Origin of the sequence: Microbacterium sp. NPDC079176 (genome assembly GCF_040686675.1) — a bacterium.
Taxonomy (GTDB): domain Bacteria; phylum Actinomycetota; class Actinomycetes; order Actinomycetales; family Microbacteriaceae; genus Microbacterium.
Window position 1 is genome coordinate 493,045 of sequence record NZ_JBFBLM010000002.1, and the last position, 17,444, is coordinate 510,488.

At 68.2% G+C, this 17,444-nt stretch carries 16 protein-coding genes; 13 read left to right on the top strand and 3 right to left on the bottom strand.

Annotated features, from left to right (window positions below):
* Positions 1-12: 12 nt before the first annotated feature.
* The 7 genes from ruvC (at position 13) to AB0P11_RS06515 (ending at position 7,813) form a co-directional block, all read left to right on the top strand.
* On the top strand, positions 13-597 hold the full coding sequence (gene ruvC, locus AB0P11_RS06485) for a crossover junction endodeoxyribonuclease RuvC (RefSeq protein ID WP_053096180.1): 585 nt from the start codon (positions 13-15) through the stop codon (positions 595-597).
* A 9-nt stretch (positions 598-606) separates the two neighbouring features.
* Positions 607-1,212, top strand: a complete 606-nt coding sequence (gene ruvA / locus AB0P11_RS06490; RefSeq protein WP_056278784.1) for a Holliday junction branch migration protein RuvA — start codon at positions 607-609, stop codon at positions 1,210-1,212.
* Positions 1,205-2,230 carry a Holliday junction branch migration DNA helicase RuvB gene (gene ruvB, locus AB0P11_RS06495; RefSeq protein ID WP_053096175.1) on the top strand — a complete coding sequence of 342 codons (1,026 nt, stop codon included), beginning with the start codon at positions 1,205-1,207 and terminating at the stop codon, positions 2,228-2,230. The genes ruvA and ruvB overlap by 8 nt, the downstream gene beginning before the upstream one ends.
* A 73-nt stretch (positions 2,231-2,303) precedes the next feature.
* On the top strand, positions 2,304-2,723 hold the full coding sequence (locus AB0P11_RS06500; protein ID WP_308418036.1) for a preprotein translocase subunit YajC: 420 nt from the start codon (positions 2,304-2,306) through the stop codon (positions 2,721-2,723).
* A 52-nt stretch (positions 2,724-2,775) separates the two neighbouring features.
* Positions 2,776-4,506 (top strand): protein translocase subunit SecD, encoded by a 1,731-nt coding sequence (secD, locus tag AB0P11_RS06505; protein ID WP_053096171.1) that lies wholly within the window; start codon positions 2,776-2,778, stop codon positions 4,504-4,506.
* A complete protein-coding gene (gene secF / locus AB0P11_RS06510; protein WP_363520649.1) occupies positions 4,506-5,498 on the top strand; it encodes a protein translocase subunit SecF in 993 nt (330 codons plus the stop codon). Before secD ends, secF begins: the two co-directional genes overlap by 1 nt.
* A 65-nt stretch (positions 5,499-5,563) precedes the next feature.
* On the top strand, positions 5,564-7,813 hold the full coding sequence (locus AB0P11_RS06515; protein ID WP_363520652.1) for a bifunctional (p)ppGpp synthetase/guanosine-3',5'-bis(diphosphate) 3'-pyrophosphohydrolase: 2,250 nt from the start codon (positions 5,564-5,566) through the stop codon (positions 7,811-7,813).
* Here AB0P11_RS06515 and AB0P11_RS06520 read toward each other — a convergent pair.
* Complete coding sequence (locus AB0P11_RS06520; protein WP_053096165.1) at positions 7,800-8,351, bottom strand: type IV toxin-antitoxin system AbiEi family antitoxin; 552 nt, start codon at positions 8,349-8,351, stop codon at positions 7,800-7,802. The two genes, AB0P11_RS06515 and AB0P11_RS06520, sit on opposite strands and share 14 nt — an antisense overlap.
* A gap of 61 nt (positions 8,352-8,412) precedes the next feature.
* On the bottom strand, positions 8,413-9,777 hold the full coding sequence (locus AB0P11_RS06525; protein WP_363520861.1) for a DUF349 domain-containing protein: 1,365 nt from the start codon (positions 9,775-9,777) through the stop codon (positions 8,413-8,415).
* 209 nt (positions 9,778-9,986) lie between these two features.
* Between AB0P11_RS06525 and nirB the strand changes: the two genes are divergently transcribed.
* Genes nirB through AB0P11_RS06545 form a run of 4 tightly spaced genes read left to right on the top strand, consistent with a single transcriptional unit; the run spans position 9,987 to position 14,819 of the window.
* Positions 9,987-12,566, top strand: a complete 2,580-nt coding sequence (gene nirB / locus AB0P11_RS06530) for a nitrite reductase large subunit NirB (RefSeq protein WP_285365494.1) — start codon at positions 9,987-9,989, stop codon at positions 12,564-12,566.
* Positions 12,563-12,931 (top strand): nitrite reductase small subunit NirD, encoded by a 369-nt coding sequence (gene nirD, locus AB0P11_RS06535; RefSeq protein ID WP_053096163.1) that lies wholly within the window; start codon positions 12,563-12,565, stop codon positions 12,929-12,931. Before nirB ends, nirD begins: the two co-directional genes overlap by 4 nt.
* Positions 12,928-13,695, top strand: coding sequence for a uroporphyrinogen-III C-methyltransferase (gene cobA, locus AB0P11_RS06540; RefSeq protein WP_053096161.1), 768 nt, complete (start codon positions 12,928-12,930; stop codon positions 13,693-13,695). Before nirD ends, cobA begins: the two co-directional genes overlap by 4 nt.
* The gene (locus AB0P11_RS06545; RefSeq protein WP_363520657.1) at positions 13,692-14,819 is read left to right on the top strand and encodes a uroporphyrinogen-III synthase; all 1,128 of its coding nucleotides are present in this window, start codon (positions 13,692-13,694) and stop codon (positions 14,817-14,819) included. Before cobA ends, AB0P11_RS06545 begins: the two co-directional genes overlap by 4 nt.
* 65 nt (positions 14,820-14,884) lie before the next feature.
* Here the strand turns inward: AB0P11_RS06545 and AB0P11_RS06550 are convergent, their stop codons facing one another.
* Positions 14,885-15,181, bottom strand: a complete 297-nt coding sequence (locus tag AB0P11_RS06550) for a hypothetical protein (protein WP_053096157.1) — start codon at positions 15,179-15,181, stop codon at positions 14,885-14,887.
* Between the two features lie 112 nt (positions 15,182-15,293).
* On the opposite strand from AB0P11_RS06550, the gene AB0P11_RS06555 reads away from it, so the two are divergent.
* On the top strand, positions 15,294-16,625 hold the full coding sequence (locus tag AB0P11_RS06555) for a replication-associated recombination protein A (RefSeq protein WP_082297813.1): 1,332 nt from the start codon (positions 15,294-15,296) through the stop codon (positions 16,623-16,625).
* A 161-nt stretch (positions 16,626-16,786) separates the two neighbouring features.
* Positions 16,787-17,416 carry a 30S ribosomal protein S4 gene (gene rpsD, locus AB0P11_RS06560; protein ID WP_052677824.1) on the top strand — a complete coding sequence of 210 codons (630 nt, stop codon included), beginning with the start codon at positions 16,787-16,789 and terminating at the stop codon, positions 17,414-17,416.
* The last annotated feature ends 28 nt before the right edge of the window (positions 17,417-17,444 follow it).

Sequence of the window (17,444 nt, forward strand, 5' to 3'; positions counted from 1 at the left end):
TAGCCTGGGGGAGTGACCTCCTCCTCGCTTCGCGTGCTCGGCATAGACCCGGGTCTCACCCGGTGCGGCGTGGGGGTCGTCGACGTCGACCGGGCTCGACGAGGGACGCTGGTGCATGTCGGAGTCATCCGCTCGGCGCCCGATCTCCCGATCGGCGAACGACTCGCGATCGTCGCCGCGGGCATCCGAGAAGTGCTGGAGCTCCATCGGCCCGACGCTGTCGCGGTCGAGCGCGTGTTCGCGCAGCAGAACAGTCACACGGTGATGGGCACCGCCCAGGCGAGCGGCGTGGCTCTGCTGCTCGCTGCTGAGGCAGGACTCCCGGCGGCCACGCACACTCCGAGCGAGGTCAAGGCGGCGGTCACCGGCTACGGCTCGGCGGACAAGCGTCAGGTGCAGACCATGATCGCCCGGATCCTGCGCCTGGATGCGCCGCCGCAGCCGCCGGATGCCGCTGACGCCCTCGCGATCGCGCTCTGCCACGCGTGGCGTCGGGGCGCAGCGGGGGTCCCGGGTGTGGATGCGCTCACCCCGGCCCAGAAGGCTTGGGCCGACGCGGAGCGTGTCGCTCGAACATATCTACGATCGGGTGCGTAGGCTGGGCGGATGATCTCCTCGCTGCACGGCGCTGTCCTCCACTCGACCGCCGATCAGGTCATCATCGACGTCGGGGGAGTCGGGTTCTCCGTCTCGGTGCCCGCAGACGTGGCTCACACCGCGACCGTCGGCGAGAAGCTGATGCTGCACACGAGCCTCATCGTGCGCGAGGATGCGCTGTCGCTCTACGGGTTCGCCGACCGCAGCGAGCTGGAGATCTTCGGTCTGCTGATCAGCGTGACCGGCGTCGGGCCGAAGTCGGCGCTGGGGGTGCTGTCGCATCTCACCGTCGACCAGATCGCGGAAGCCGTGACATCGGAGGATGACGCCCCGTTCCGCCGTGTCTCGGGTATCGGCCCCAAGACCGCCAAGCTCATCGTCCTCCAGCTCGCGGGCAAGGTGCATCCGGTGGGCGCGGCGTCGAAGCCCGCCGCGAACGGACCCGTCGACGTCGTCGATCAGGTCGCTGCCGCGCTCGTCGGTCTGGGGTGGTCCGAGAAGGTCGCCGCCGAGGCCGCCGCGCAGACGGCCGCGGAGGCCTCTGAGGCCGAGCGGGCAGCCGTCGCACCGTTGCTGCGCCGCACGCTCGCACTGCTGGGGCCGGCGCGTGTCTGACATCCGCGACGCCGCCGAGCCCTCAGACGACACCGAGCTGGCGATCGAGGGAGCCCTGCGACCCACGAGCCTGGGTGAGTTCGTCGGTCAGCAGAAGGTGCGGGGGCAGCTCCAGCTGCTCCTCGATGCCGCACGGATCCAGAATCGCCCGCCCGACCACATCCTGCTCGCGGGCCCGCCCGGGCTCGGCAAGACCACGCTGGCGATGATCGTCGCGCACGAGAGCGAACGTCCGCTGCGCCTCTCGAGCGGACCGGCGATCCAGCACGCCGGCGACCTCGCCGCGCTCCTCTCGAGCCTCGTGCCCGGCGAGGTGCTGTTCATCGACGAGATCCACCGGATGGCGCGGTCGGCGGAGGAGATGCTCTATCTCGCGATGGAGGACTTCCGCATCGACATCATGGTGGGAAAGGGCGCGGGGGCGACCAGCATCCCGCTGGACCTCGCACCGTTCACGCTCGTGGGTGCGACGACGCGCTCGGGTCTGCTGCCGAACCCGCTGCGGGATCGCTTCGGCTTCACCGGTCACCTGGAGTTCTACGAGGAGGCGGAGCTCGAGCGCGTCATCGCACGCTCGGCCCTCATGCTGGGCGTCGATCTGCCGCGGGATTCGCTGTCGGAGATCGCCCGTCGCTCGCGCGGCACTCCTCGTATCGCGAACCGCCTGCTGCGTCGAGTGCGCGACTATGCGCTCGTTCACGGCGGCGGCGCGGCCTCCCTGGTCGGGGTCAAGGCCGCGCTGGAGCTCTACGACGTCGACCCCATCGGACTGGACCGCCTCGACAGAGCGGTGCTCGAGGCGCTCGTTCGGCGCTTCCGCGGGGGTCCCGTGGGGCTCAGCACGCTCGCGGTCGCCGTGGGCGAGGAGGCCGAGACGGTCGAGAGCGTCGTCGAGCCCTATCTCGTGCGCATCGGATTCCTGGGTCGCACACCTCGAGGTCGCGTCGCCATGCCGGAGGCCTACAGCCACCTCGGCATCGCGCACCCGGACGGGGCGCTCCGACTTGATGACCTATAATCGCTGAAGACTTCCCCTGATAACTGCGCGACCGTCCTGTGGTGCGCGCACCTGAGAAAGGCCCTTTGCCACCATGCCCATGGAAATCCTCCTCTTCGGCCTTCTCGCCGTTCTCGTCGTCTTCATGTTCGTCAACGGACGCAAGCGCCAGAAGCAGATGAAGGCTGAGCAGGAGGAGAAGGCGACCAAGACCGTTCCCGGGGTCAAGGTGCTCCTCCAGGGTGGTATCTACGGCACGATCGTGGCCTACGACCACGACGACCTCGACTCGCCCGCGCTCGTCGAGATCGCTCCCGGCACCGTCATCGAGGTGCACAGCCAGGCGATCCTGCGCATCGTCGAGCCCAAGGACGCGATCGAGACCGACCCGGCAGTGCTCGCCGCCGAGGATGCACCGATCGTGAACGACGTTCCCGTCGTCGACGACGCTCCGGCCCTCGAGACTCCCGAGGAGACCCGTCGCCGCCTCGAGCGCGACGCCGACGACAAGTAGCCTTCGCGCTGCACCACCTCGGCACTCCGGCATCTTAGAAAGCTGATCACACGTGGCCACTTCTTCCCCGGTCCGTCATGCCTGGCGGGTCCTCATGGGCCTGCTCCTGGTGACGGGCGTCCTCTTCGGCATCAACGCGCTCGGCGTCCACGTGTTCGAGAAGAGCTCCTGGACCCCTGAGCTCGCGCTCGACCTGCAGGGCGGCACGCAGATCGTGCTCAGTGCCGAGACCGAGGACGGCGCTGCGCCCTCCCCGGAGCAGCTCGATCAGGCGGCCGCGATCATCCGCCAGCGCGTCGATGCGTCCGGTGTGGCCGAGGCCGACATCACCACCGAGGGCGGCCGCAACATCGTGGTGCAGATCCCGGGTGTCGCGGACGAGCAGACGCGTGCGCGCATCCAGTCCAGCGCGCAGCTGGAGTTCCGCCCGGTGCTCGCCACGACGGCCGGCACGAATCAGTACGTGGGTGAAGACGGCAACGAGACGGCGTATCCGACCCCGGACGACTCGCTGAACGCGACGCCGACGGCCGAGCCGACGGACGCGAGCGACCTCGCCTGGGTGACCGACAGGCTCGCCGCGGAGTTCCAGGCCTACGACTGCGCCAACCCCGAGAACGACCCCTCGAACGCGCCCAAGGACCAGCCGCTCATCGCGTGCGATCCCTCGGGCCAGGCGAAGTACCTCCTCGGTCCGACCGAGCTCACGGGTGACGCCATCACCGACGCATCCGCGGGTCGCGACCCGAAGACGGGCGCGTGGCTCGTCCAGCTGACGATGAACGGCGACGGCGCCGAGGCCTTCGGCGAGGTGAGCACCCGTCTCAACCAGAACCGCCTCGCGGAGCTCTCGCCGCGTGATCAGTTCGCCTTCGTCCTGGACGGATCGGTGATCAGCGCACCGCGCATGAACGGACAGATCCTCGACGGTCGCCCGAGCATCTCGGGAGACTTCAACCAGGAGTCGGCGACCGCCCTCGCCGACCAGCTCAAATTCGGCGCCCTGCCCCTGAGCTTCGAGGTTCAGAGCTCCGACACCATCTCCGCGACCCTCGGCACCCAGCAGCTTCAGATCGGTCTCATCGCGGGCCTCATCGGTCTCGCACTCGTGGCGATCTACTCACTGATCGTCTATCGGGCGCTCGGCTCCGTGATCATCGCGTCCATCGCCGTGATGGCGGTTCTGACGTACATCATCATCTGCATCCTCGCGTGGCGATTGGGCTTCCGCCTGTCGCTCGCCGGCGTCGCGGGCCTCATCGTCTCGATCGGCTTCACCGCCGACTCGTTCATCGTGTACTTCGAGAGGATCCGAGACGAGCTCCGCGACGGAAAGTCGATCACCTCGGCGGTCGAAGACGGCTGGGGCAGAGCGAAGCGCACGATCTACATCTCGAAGTCGATCAACATCCTCGCGGCAGTGGTGCTGTACATCCTCGCGGACTCCACTGTGAAGGGCTTCGCCTTCACTCTGGGGCTCACGACGCTCATCGACGTGTTCATCTTCGTGATCTTCACGCACCCGGTGATGCAGCTGCTCGCCCGCACCAAGTTCTTCGGCGGGGGCCACAAGCTCTCCGGTCTCGATCCCGAATCGCTCGGTGCGGTGTACCGCAGCCGATCGCAGTTCCGTCAGGTGTCGACCGCCACCGCGGGCCGCGGCGCGAAGAACGCCAGAGCCAAGGGCGAAGCCGAGCGCCGTCAGACCATCGCAGAGCGCAAGCGCGCCGAAGCACTAGCCGGTGAGAGAACCACCCGCACCGGAAGCGAGGGGGACGCCTGATGGCTTCCATGAACGAGTTCGGCAACAACCTCTACACGGGAAAGACGTCCTTCCCGTTCGTCGGCAAGCGCCGCCTGTGGTTCATCATCGCGATCGTGCTGGTCGTCGGCTCGGCGCTGGTGCCGCTCATCCGCCCGATCCAGTTCTCGATCGAGTTCACGGGCGGGTCGCAGTTCACCGTGCAGGCGCCCGACAGCTTCGAGCAGGAGACCGCGAAGACCGCGGTGCAGTCGGTCGTACCCGGTGCGGCGACCAAGGTCGTCGTGGTGGGCGGCAACGACATCCGCGTCCAGACCGATCAGATGAGCGCTGCCGAGACGCAGCAGGTCTCCAACGCCCTCGCCGATGCCTATGGCGTCGAGCCCGAGAGCGTGACCTCGTCGTTCATCGGACCGGCGTGGGGTGAGAACGTCACCAAGCAGTCCCTCTGGGGTCTCGCGATCTTCCTCGCACTGACGTTCCTGATCCTCGCGATCTACTTCCGGACGTGGAAGATGTCCGCGGCAGCGATCCTCGGCCTGCTCGACGTCCTCGTCATCACGGTCGGCGTATACGCCCTGGCCGGGTTCGAGATCTCACCGGCCGCGGTCATCGGATTCCTGACGATCCTCGCCTACTCGCTGTATGACACCACGGTGGTGTTCGACAAGATCAGGGAGAACACCACGGAGGACGGCGAGAACTCGGCGCGAACCTTCGGCGAGTCGGTCAACCTGGCGGTGAACCAGACGCTCATCCGATCGATCAACACCTCGGTCGTCGCCGCACTGCCGGTCGGCGCGGTCCTTTTCATCGGAGCCTTCTGGCTGGGCGCCGAGTCCCTCACGGACATCTCGCTCTCGATCTTCGTCGGCATCCTGGTCGCGACCTACTCGACCCTGTTCGTGGCCGCGCCGCTCTACTCGCTCTTCCGCGAGAACGAGCCGCAGATCGCGGCACGAGATGCCAAGATCCGCGAGGCGCGAAGCCTCGCGACCGCAGAGACCCGATAGTCCCCGCTCCGCGGGGCCGCACCCCGTGGAGCACGCGTAAGCTGTTGTGATTCGGAGGTGAGCGGATGGCGGAACCGCAGACGGCGTCGCAGGGCTCCAGCCTGAGACGACTGGTTCCCCGCATCTTCTCCCGCGCGCCCAGGATCAACGACCTCGACAACCTGATCCGCACGGTCCGTACGAATCACCCGCGAGGCGATCTCGCCGTCATCGAGCGCGCCTACGCCGTGGCCAAGGAGAAGCACACCGGCCAGCAGCGCCAGAGCGGCGAGCCCTACATCACGCACCCGCTCGCCGTCGCGCAGATTCTCGCGGAGATGGGCCTGGGTCCTCGAGCCATCGCTGCGGCGCTGCTGCACGACACCGTCGAAGACACCGGCTATGCGCTCACCGACCTCACGGCGGAGTTCGGCGACGAGGTCGCGATGCTCGTCGACGGCGTCACCAAGCTCGACAAGGTCAAGTACGGCGAGAGCGCCCAGGCCGAGACCGTCCGCAAGATGATCGTCGCGATGTCGAAGGACATCCGCGTCCTGCTGATCAAGCTCGCCGACCGCCTGCACAACGCCCGCACGTGGGGATTCGTCCCGCCCGAGAAAGCTGCGAAGAAGGCCAAGGAGACGCTCGAGATCTACGCGCCTCTGGCCAACCGCCTCGGTATCCAGGCGATCAAGTCCGAGCTCGAGGACCTCTCGTTCGCCGTGCTGCATCCGAAGATCTACAACGAGATCCACAACCTGATCGCCCAGCGCACCCCGCAGCGCGAGAAGTACCTCGCTCAGGTCGTCGAGGAGATCGACGAGGACCTGCGCGATCTGCGCATCCGAGGCAAGGTCGTCGGGCGTCCGAAGCAGCTGTACTCGGTGTACCAGAAGATGGTCGTACGAGGCCGTGAGTTCGACGACATCTACGACCTGATCGGCATCCGCGTGCTGGTCGCGTCGGTGCGCGACTGCTACGCGGTGCTCGGCGCCATCCACGCGCGCTGGACGCCGCTGCCCGGTCGCTTCAAGGACTACATCGCCACCCCGAAGTTCAACCTCTACCAGTCGCTGCACACCACGGTGATCGGACCGTCGGGTCGGACGGTCGAGATCCAGATCCGCACGCACGAGATGCACCAGCAGGCGGAGTACGGCGTCGCCGCGCACTGGATGTACAAAGAGCGGATGAACGGCGGCAAGACCGAGGTCCGCGCCGCCGACAACGACATGGCGTGGCTCGCGCACATCTCGGACTGGCAGGCCGAGACGGCGGATCCCGGCGAGTTCCTCGACTCTCTGCGCTTCGAGATCGGCGCGAAAGAGGTCTACGTCTTCACGCCGAAGGGGCGCGTCGTCGGGCTACCGGCGGGTGCGACGCCGGTCGACTTCGCGTACGCCGTGCACACCGAGATCGGCCACCGCACGATGGGCTCGAAGGTCAACGGGCGCCTCGTGCCGTTGGAATCGGAGCTTAAGAGCGGTGACGTGGTCGAGGTCTTCACCTCGAAGAACCCCGACGCCGGCCCTAGCCAGGATTGGCTCGGCTTCGTCAAGAGCACCCGCGCACGCAACAAGATCCGCGGATGGTTCACGAAGGAGCGTCGCGAAGAGGCGATCGAGCAGGGCAAGGAGGCCATCGCTCGCGCGATGCGCCGCCAGAACATGCCGCTGCAGCGCCTGATGAGCCAGGACTCGTTCGCCGAGGTCGCACATCAGCTCCGCTATGAGGACGTCTCTGCGCTGTATGCCGCCGTGGGCGAAGGTCACGTCTCCACGCAGTCCGTGCTCGAGAAGGTCACCGCGCTGGTCGCGGCGACCGATCCCGCCACAGGTCCGATCGACCTCCCCGGCAGCATGCCGTCGCGGGAGCCACGGGCAGGGGATTCGGGTGTCCTAGTGCGCGGAGCATCGGACATCCTCGTGAAGGTCGCGAAGTGCTGCACTCCGGTTCCCGGAGACGAGATCGTCGGTTTCGTGACGCGTGGCAGCGGCGTGTCCGTGCACCGCACGGACTGCCCGAACGTCAAGGCGCTCGCGAGCGAGGAGGACCGCTTCGTCGAGGTGTCGTGGGCCCCGACGACGAAGAGCGTCTTCCGGGTGCAGATCCAGGTCGAGGCCCTCGACCGTTCGGGGCTGCTCTCGGATGTCACCCGGGTGCTGAGCGAGCATCACGTCAACATCCTGTCGGCGACCGTCAGCACCACCGACGAACGCCTCGCCATCAGCCGCTTCGTCTTCGAGATGGGCGATGCCGTCCACCTCGACCGGGTGCTGAACGCGGTGCGTCGCATTGACGCGGTATATGACGTGTACCGCGTCACCTCGTCCTGACGAGAATCCTCTCGAGCGCGCCGCGTCCGGCGCGCTTTCCCGGCACGCGGGTCATGCGCTCGAGCTCCCGAAGCGCAGCGGATACGAGATCCGGTTCGGCGTCGGCGAGGAGCACCATCCACCGATGCAGGGATCCGTCGCGGTGGAGTCCGAGAGCGAGATCGACCATGGTGCGCTCCGGCGTCATCACCGGTACGCCGCCGATCACGACGAGATCCGACGGCGGCAACGCTGTGTCATGAAGGATCACTCGTGCGGGCAGTGCGGGGCGGATCCGATGGCTCACTGCGCGCCGGACGTGATGGCGTGCAGGGGGAGTGTCGCCGGCACCGTGGATCCAAGCTGCCGTCGGGCCGGAGGCGGCCGTGTCCGCAGGGACGAGGGGCGCGAGCGCGGCTGCTCTCGCGCTTGCGCTCTCGACGAGATCGGCGGGGATGTACCCCTCGCCCAGATCGACGAGATGCCCGTCGAGCCTCGCCGCGCTGAGTTCGGGGATCGTGAGGCGTTGGCCGGGCAGATACAGGAACGCGGGATGCATCACGCCAGTCTGGCGCGGTGCATCCCGCGTACCGATTCGATCCGGAGATCTGTGGAGAAGGTCAGCCGCCGAGGGCGTTGAGCCAGGTGCGGCGCGCTTCGAGTGCATCCGCCGCGGCCTTGGCGGCCTTCTTGTCTCCCGACTTCTCTGCGGCGGCCAGCTCGGACTCGAGCTTCTCGATCGCCTCGAGCAGCTGCGAGCTCATGTCGTTGGCGCGTGCCTTGGTCTCGGGGTTGTTCTTCTTCCAGTCGACCTCTTCGCGTGCCTTGAGCGCCTGCTCGATCACACGGAGACGATCGTCGAGAGCGCGCTCCTTCTCGCGGGGGAAGATGCGGCCGATCTCATCCCACTGGCGCTGGATGCCGGTGAGCAGCGCGCGGGCGCGCTTGATGTTCGGCTCGTCTGCGACTGCCTTGGCCTCTTCGAGAAGGGCCTGACGCGCTTCGATCTTCGGGGCGGAGTCCGCCTCTTCAGCCGCCGACTGCTCGGCACGAGCGGAGTACAGCGCGTCGCCGGCTGCCTTGAATCGCGCCCAGAGCGCGTCGTCGGCCTTGCGACCAGCGCGACCGGCGGCCTTCCACTCGTCGAGCAGACTGCGATACGCGGGGATGCCGTCGACTCCGCGAGGAGCGAGAGCCTCCGCGCGCTCGACCAGCCGCGTCTTGGCGTCACGAGCGGTCTTGTGGGTGTCGTCGAGCTCGGAGTAGAACGCGCGGCGTGCCTTGTCGACGGTGCCGCGCGCATCACGGAACCGCTTCCAGAGCTGCTGGGACAACCCCTTCGACAGACGAGGGCCGTTCTGCTGCTGCGCCTGCCACGCGTCGAAGAGTTCGCCGAGCTCGGCGGTCACCTGCTTCCACTGCACCTTCGAGAGGTCGCGGGCTGCGATCGCCTCGGCGCGCTCGACGAGAGCCGTGCGCTCGGCGATGGCCTTGTCGACCAGCTCCTTGGCCTGCTGGGCCTCCTGAGCGGTCGCCTCGGAGAGCGAGGAGGTCAGCGTGTTCAGACGCTCACGGAGTCCGGCGAGGTCGCCCACAGCGGCAGCGTCGGTGGCCTCGGTGAGAAGATGACCGGCCTGCTTGACCAGGTCACCCGCAGACGCGCCGCCGGCCTGGTGACGCTGCTCGAGCGTGTGCACCTTGAACGCGATGTCCTCGTACTTGCGCACGAAGTAAGCGAGTGCCTCGTCGGGGGTGCCGTCGGGATACTGCCCGACCACGCGCCACTCGTCGCCCTCGCGAACCTCGACCGTGCCGTCTTCGGCGACACGGCCCCACTTCGCTGCCTCGGCACTCGATGCGGAGGTCGCGGGCGATGCTGCGGCTGCGGGAGTCACGGCAGTGGGCTTGGTCAGCTTTCGCGGCAGCGGCGCTGCCGGGGGAGCGGGAATGGGGGGAGTCGGCTTGGACGGCTCAGACACGGTGATTCTCCTTGCGCGGTAGGGCCCGCGGGAGGCGGAAAGGACGAGCTTCAGCCTAGTACGAGAGCGAGGTTGCAGTGTGGTCGTCGAATCTCACAATGGCCGTTACCGTTCTGTGAGCGAATCGTTCGACGCACGAAACACCGCGCGTCACATGCGGGAAACACCAGGCTCCTATCGTCGCCATCACGACGTCCCCCGGCGATTGGAGCAACATGAGCGAGGTCCTCCTCACACCCCAGGAGATCGTGGTGGTCGGTGCAGGGATGGTCGCGCATCGATTCGTGGAGAGCCTGATCAGCCGAGCCGAGACGCCGATGCATGTGACGGTGATCGGAGACGAGGCCCGTCGACCGTACGATCGGGTCGGACTCACCGGGTTCTTCTCGGGGGCGACTCCCGAGGAGCTCGAACTCGATCGCTCGGTGTTCGACGACTTCCGCGTGCGATTCCTCGCCGACGACAGAGTGCTGCGGATCGATCGCTCGGCCCGCACCGTCACGACGAGGTCGCGCACGAGCATCCCGTACGACACCCTGGTGCTGGCGACCGGCTCCTACGCCGCGAAGGTCGCCGTGGACGGTGCGGACCTGCCCGGCTGCTTCGTCTATCGCACACTCGACGACGTCCAGGGCCTCAAGGACTTCGTCGAGCGGCGAGGACGCATGCTCGGTCGTCCGCTGCGCGGCGCGGTGATCGGCGGAGGGCTCCTCGGGCTCGAGGCCGCCGGCGCTCTGCAGGGAATGGATGTCGACGCCACCGTCGTGCAGTACTCCGATCGCCTGATGTCGGCTCAGCTCGACTCAGCGGGTGGAGGGATGCTCAAGCGTCTGCTCGAAGCGCGTGGCATCTCGGTGCGCACCGGATCGAGAACGACTCGGCTGGACCCGGATGACTCCGGCGCGGTCACGGCGCTCGAGTTCCAGGACGGATCGATCGAACGGGCGGACGTCGTGGTCTTCACCGTCGGCGTGCGTCCCCGGGACGAGCTGGCGCGCAATGCGGAGATGCAGGTGGACCCCCGCGGCGGTGTGATCATCGACGATCGGTGCTCGACGTCCGACCCCCACATCCTGGCGATCGGCGAGGTCGCCAACTTCGACGGTCGCTGCGTCGGACTGGTGGCTCCCGGATACGCCATGGCAGAGGTGGCGGCGACGCGCCTGCTCGGAGGCGATGCGGCGTTCCCCGGCTACGACGACTCCTCCAAGCTGAAGCTCTCGGGTGTCGATGTCGCGAGCTTCGGCGATGCGATGGCCACGACTCCCCATGCGCTCGACGTCGTCTATGCGGATCCTGTCGCCGGTGTCTATAAGAAGCTCGTGCTGTCGGATGACGCTCAGACGCTGCTCGGTGGGATCCTCGTCGGCGATGCGGCGGCCTACGGCGCGCTGCGTCCCCTCGTCGGCGCGAAGCTCGGCGCCGACCCGGCCGCCTACCTGCTGCCGGAAGGCGGGAACGAGGCTCCTGGTGGCGAGCTGCCGGATGAGGCCGTGGTCTGCTCGTGCTCGAATGTGACCGCCGGGCGCATCCGCCGGGCGGTGCACGACGAGGGGTGCACGGACGCCGCCGCGGTGAAGGGGTGCACGAAGGCCGGGGCGACCTGCGGATCCTGCGTGCTGATGGTGAAGAAGGTCGTGGGGCAGGAGCTCACCAAGCTCGGCCAGACCGTGTCGCATGCCCTCTGCGAGCACTTCGATCTCTCGCGGCGCCAGCTCTTCGACGCGGTACGGGTGGCTCAGCTCACGACGTTCAGTGGCATCGTCGAGCGCTTCGGGCGCGGCCGAGGGTGCGACATCTGCAAGCCGGCGATCGCCAGCATCCTCTCGGTGCTCGTGGGCGCGCACGTGCTCGACGGCGAGAACGCCACGCTGCAGGACACCAACGACCACGTGATGGCCAACATGCAGAAGGACGGCACGTACTCCGTCGTCCCGAGGATGGCCGGTGGCGAGGTCACCCCGGAGGGACTGATCGCGATCGGGCAGATCGCGAAGGACTTCGCGCTGTACACGAAGATCACCGGCGGGCAGCGGATCGACATGTTCGGAGCGCGGCTCGAACAGCTTCCGGTGATCTGGCAGCGTCTGGTCGACGCGGGCTTCGAGTCGGGGCAGGCGTACGGCAAGTCGCTGCGCACGGTGAAGTCGTGCGTCGGGTCGACGTGGTGCCGCTATGGCGTCCTCGACGCGGTCGGCATGGCCGTCAAGCTCGAACTGCGCTATCGGGGGCTCCGTGCTCCCCACAAGCTCAAGCTCGGCGTCTCGGGCTGCGCTCGTGAATGCGCGGAGGCGCGGGGCAAGGACGTGGGAGTCATCGCCACCGAGACGGGGTGGAACATGTATGTCGGCGGCAACGGCGGCTTCACGCCGCGGCACGCGCAGCTGCTCGCGTCGGACCTCGACGACGAGGGTCTCATCAGGGCCATCGACCGCTTCTTCATGTACTACATCCGCACCGCCGATCGTCTGCAGCGCACGGCTCCCTGGTGCGAGGAGCTCGAGGGCGGACTCGACGGGCTGCGGAGTGTGATCTTCGACGACAGCCTGGGCATCTGCGCCGACCTCGATGCCTCGATGGCGCAGCACGTCGATCGCTACGAGGACGAATGGGCGGCCACCCTCGCCGACCCCGTGAAGCTCGAACGGTTCCGGTCGTTCGTCAACGCGGCCGATACGGCGGATCCGTCACTCGCCTATGTCTCTGAGCGCGGGCAGATCCGCCCGGCGTCGCCGGAGGAGCGTCGCGCCGGAGGCATCCTGATCGCCGGAACCGCTCTGGAGGTGCGCCGATGACCGTCGCGATGGACTCCACCACGCATGTGCGGGTATGCACGCTCGAGGACCTCGAGGTCGAACGAGGGCGAGCCGCTCTCTTGGACGGACAGCAGGTGGCACTGTTCCTCCTCTCGGACGGCACCGTGCTCGCAGTCGACAATCTCGACCCGTTCAGCGGAGCCAATGTCATCTCCCGCGGGATCGTGGGAAGTCGTGGGGATGTCCCCACGGTCGCATCCCCACTCCACAAGCAGATCTTCGATCTCCGCACCGGTGAGTGCATCGAGACCCACGGCAAGCCCCCCGCAGCACTGCGGGTGTGGCCGGTCGCGATCGACGACGGCGTCGTGTACGTCCGGATGCCGGAGAGCGTCGGATCATGAGGCGGACGCGTGTGGGCAGGGTCGACCTCGTCGGCGGTGGGCCGGGTCCCGCCGACCTCATGACGGTGCGCGCCTATCGCCTGCTGATGGCGGCCGACGTCGTGGTCGCCGATCGCCTCGGTCCGTTCGCGGAGCTCCGGAACGAGCTCCCGTCGCACGTCGAGGTCATCGATGTCGGCAAACGACCGGGTCACCACCCCGTCCCTCAGCACGAGATCGATGCCCTCCTCGTCGAACGCGCCCTCGCCGGCCACCGCGTGGTGCGGCTGAAAGGCGGCGATCCCTTCGTGCTCGGTCGCGGGGGAGAAGAGGTTCTCGCGTGTGAGGCCGCCGGTGTGCCGGTCAGTGTGACCCCGGGCGTCAGCAGCGCGATCTCGGTGCCTCAGGCCGCGGGGATCCCGGTGACCCATCGCGGCGTCGCGTCAGCGGTGCACATCATCAACGGGCACGGCGACCTCACCCCGAGTGCGCTCGCATCTCTGTCCGATCCGACGGTCACCACCGTCGTCCTGATGGGCGTGGCCTCGCTGCCTCGCCTCGCAGCCTCGGCCGCGTCGCACGGGGTGTCCGGCGACATCCCCGTGGCGATCGTCGAGAACGGTCACACCGAACGACAGCGGACCATCCGCAGCACCCTGGCGACGGCGGCGCAGGACGCGGCCGCTGCGCAGGTCGTGAACCCGTCCGTCATCGTGATCGGCGAGGTGGCTCGCGCGGGACTGCTGCTGCCGACGAGGGCGATGATCGCGGAGAGCGCCACATGACGACCGCGCGCACGCTCGACTCGGCGCTGGCCGGATGCACGATCATCGTCGCCGCAGACCGCCGCTCGATCGACCTGGCGACAGCCCTCGAGCGTCGCGGTGCGGTGGTCCATCGCGCGCCGGCGCTGAGCATCGTCACCAACTCCGACGACGCGCAGCTTCTCGCCCGCACCGAGCAGGTGATCGCCGGTCCTCCGGACATCGTGATCGTCACCACGGGCGTCGGGTTTCGCGGATGGATGGATGCCGCGCACGAGCACGGCCTCGACGGACAGCTCGACGCGGCACTGCAGGGCGCGCACTTCGTCGCACGGGGACCCAAGGCGCACGGCGCGATCCAGCAGGCGGGTTTCACGGCTGACTGGGTCGCCGAATCCGAGACGTCGGCCGAGGTCGGCGAGTACCTCCTCGCCTCCGGGGTCGCGGGCAAGCGGATCCTCGTGCAGCATCATGGCGCCGGATCGGACGGCCTCGACGAGTTGCTGGCGGATGCCGGAGCCGAGGTGCTGAGCATCACGGTCTACCGGTGGGGGCCGCCGCCGGATCCTGAGGTGGTGCGGCGTTCGGCATTGCAGGCGGCGGCCGGCGAGGCGGACGCCGTGCTGTTCACCTCGGCACCGGGAGCGGCGTCGTGGATCGCGGTGGCAGAGGAGTCCGGCGCGCTCGAGCGCATCAGGAGACGCGCGGAGTCGGGCCGCCTCCTCCTGGCGTGCGTGGGCCCGATCACGGCCGCGCCGCTGCACGGCGCGAACCTCCGCACCACGATCGCCGACCGGGGGCGACTCGGATCCCTCGCTCGAACGGTCATCGCGCATTTCGGCGGCGGGAGGGCACCGTCACTCCCGACCGACGCGGGTCTGGTCGAGGTACGCAGCGGCGGAGTCCTCGTGGACGGCGTGTTCATCCCGCTCTCGCGGTCGGCTGCCGCCTTGATCGAGGCGCTCGCCTCTGCGGGCGGGCGTGTGCTCTCGCGCGCCGAGCTCGGGGGCGTGCTCCCCGGCGCCGAGCGCAACGGACATGCGGTCGAGGTGGCCGTCGCACGGCTGCGGGAGGCTCTCGGCGGCAACGAACTCGTGCACACGGTGGTGAAACGCGGCTACCGCCTGGCGGTCACCGAGTACTGAGCGAGGTGCGCGCGGGGGAGTGCGGGCAGTGAACGCCCGTGTCCGCCACCCACAGGGACCGTGGTCTATCCGGCGGGGGCCTCAGTGGGTGCAGGCTCCGGCGTCGCGGGGTCTGTCGGCACGGGCGCCTCCGTCGGCTCGACGGTAGGCGAAGGCGAGGGGGCCGGGGGATTCACCTGCGCGTGAACGACCTGGCTCACCACGGCTCCGGCGACGATGAGCACTCCGGCGACGACGGCGATCGTGTTGTCGCGGGTGCGACGCCGGATCTGACCCTCATGCCACGTCTTGCGGGCGGTGTGCAGACGTGCGCGCTCCACCTCGGTGCGCGACTGCTGCGTGCTCTTCCCGCGTCCGGCCATTGCGTGCTCCCTTACTGGACGTGAATGTGCAACGTCGCCTGAGAGCCTACCGTCGAGATCGCGTCACGCCGTTCCCACCCGAAGTGTCGGTGCCCCGCGTTAGCCTGGACGGATGACCTCCGCCTCCGCACTGCTCTCCGGGCAGACGCCTCTCGCCGTGCGAATGCGCCCCGTGTCGCTCGATGAGGTCGCCGGTCAGAAGCACCTGCTGCGCGCGGGTTCCCCGATCGTCGCACTCGCCGACCCTGCCGCGACATCCCCGGGTGCCGTCTCGATCATCCTGTGGGGTCCGCCCGGCACCGGCAAGACCACTCTGGCGCAGGCGATCGCACGCTCATCGGGCCGCCGGTTCGTCGAGCTCTCCGCGATCACCGCCGGCGTGAAGGACGTGCGCGAGGTCATGCAGGAGGCGATCACCCAGCGCGACCTCTATGGCCAGACGACGATCCTCTTCCTCGATGAGATCCATCGGTTCACCAAGGCGCAGCAGGACGCCCTGCTCCCGGGCGTCGAGAACGGCTGGGTGCTGCTGATCGCGGCGACCACCGAGAATCCCTCGTTCTCGGTGATCTCGCCGTTGATGTCGCGATCGCTGCTCCTCACGCTCCAGCCGCTGACGGATGACGACATCGGGCTCCTGGTCGATCGGGCGGTGACCGATGCGCGCGGACTCAATGGCGCGGTCACCCTGGCCGACGACGCGCGTGCGGCGCTGATCCGGCTGGCGTCGGGCGATGCGCGGCGTGCGCTCACCGGACTCGAGGCGGCAGCGGCCGTAGCCCTCTCGAAGGGGGAAGAAGGCGCGGTGCCCGCCGCGACGGCGGACGACGTCGCTCAGGCCGTCGACAAGGCGCTGCTGCGATACGACCGTCAGGGAGACGAGCACTACGACGTCATCAGCGCGTTCATCAAGTCGATCCGAGGATCCGACCCGGATGCGGCCCTGCACTATCTCGCGCGGATGATCGAGGCGGGGGAGGACCCTCGCTTCATCGCTCGGCGCCTGGTCATCTCGGCCTCCGAGGACGTGGGCCTCGCCGACCCGCAGGCGCTCTCCATCGCGGTCGCGGCCGCGGACGCCGTCGCGTTCATCGGAATGCCGGAGGGGCGGATCCCGCTCGCCGAAGCGACCGTCTATCTGGCCACGACAGCCAAGTCGAATGCGGCGTACGTGGGAATCGACCAGGCGATCGCCGACATCCGCTCCGGGGGGTTCGGACGCGTCCCGCTGCATCTGCGAGACGCGCACTATCCGGGCGCGAAGCGGCTCGGTCACGGCCGGGGATACGTCTACCCGCACGACAGCGAGTTCGGCATCCTGCCGCAGCAGTACCTCCCTGACGAACTGCGCGGAAAGCGGTACTACGAACCCAAGAACCTGGGTGCCGAGCGCGACATCTCGGCTCGCCTCGAGCGCATCAGACGCATCCTCGACGGGCGCTGACGCGAATCTGTTAGACTTGATCGGCTCGAAACCGTGTTTTCGGGCATCTCCTCGTTCACACCACACCTTGCTGGCGCCCCGGCGTGCGCTCCAAGGCAGAACGCGGACGATACGTCCGTGAGTCGTGAAAGACGCGACCACGTCATCGGAAGGAACACTTCGTGACCACGAAGTCCCAGGACCGCCGCAAGGTACGTCTGAGCCGTGCCCTCGGCATCCCGCTCACCCCGAAGGCCGCCCGCTACCTCGAGAAGCGTCCCTACGCTCCGGGTGAGCACGGCCGCACCAAGCGCAAGGCAGACAGCGACTACGCTGTCCGTCTGCGTGAGAAGCAGCGTCTGCGCGAGCAGTACGGCATCCGCGAGAAGCAGATGCGCAACACGTTCAACGAGGCTCGCCGTCAGGACGGCCTGACCGGTGAGAACCTGGTCGAGCTGCTCGAGATGCGTCTCGACGCCCTCGTCGTGCGTTCGGGCTTCGCCCGCACCACCGCGCAGGCTCGTCAGCTCGTCGTGCACCGTCACATCCTCGTCGACGGCCAGCTCGTCGACCGCCCGTCCTTCCGCGTGAAGCCGGGTCAGCTCATCCACGTCAAGGCCAAGAGCGAGGGCACCGAGCCCTTCCAGGTCGCAGCGGCCGGCGGTCACGCCGAGGTCCTGCCTCCCGTTCCCGGCTACCTCGAGGTCGAGCTCGACAAGCTCCAGGCTCGCCTGGTTCGTCGCCCGAAGCGCGCCGAGGTCCCCGTGACCTGTGAAGTGCAGCTCGTCGTCGAGTACTACGCAGCTCGCTGAGTTCCAGCTTTTCCGCAGAAGGCGTCGG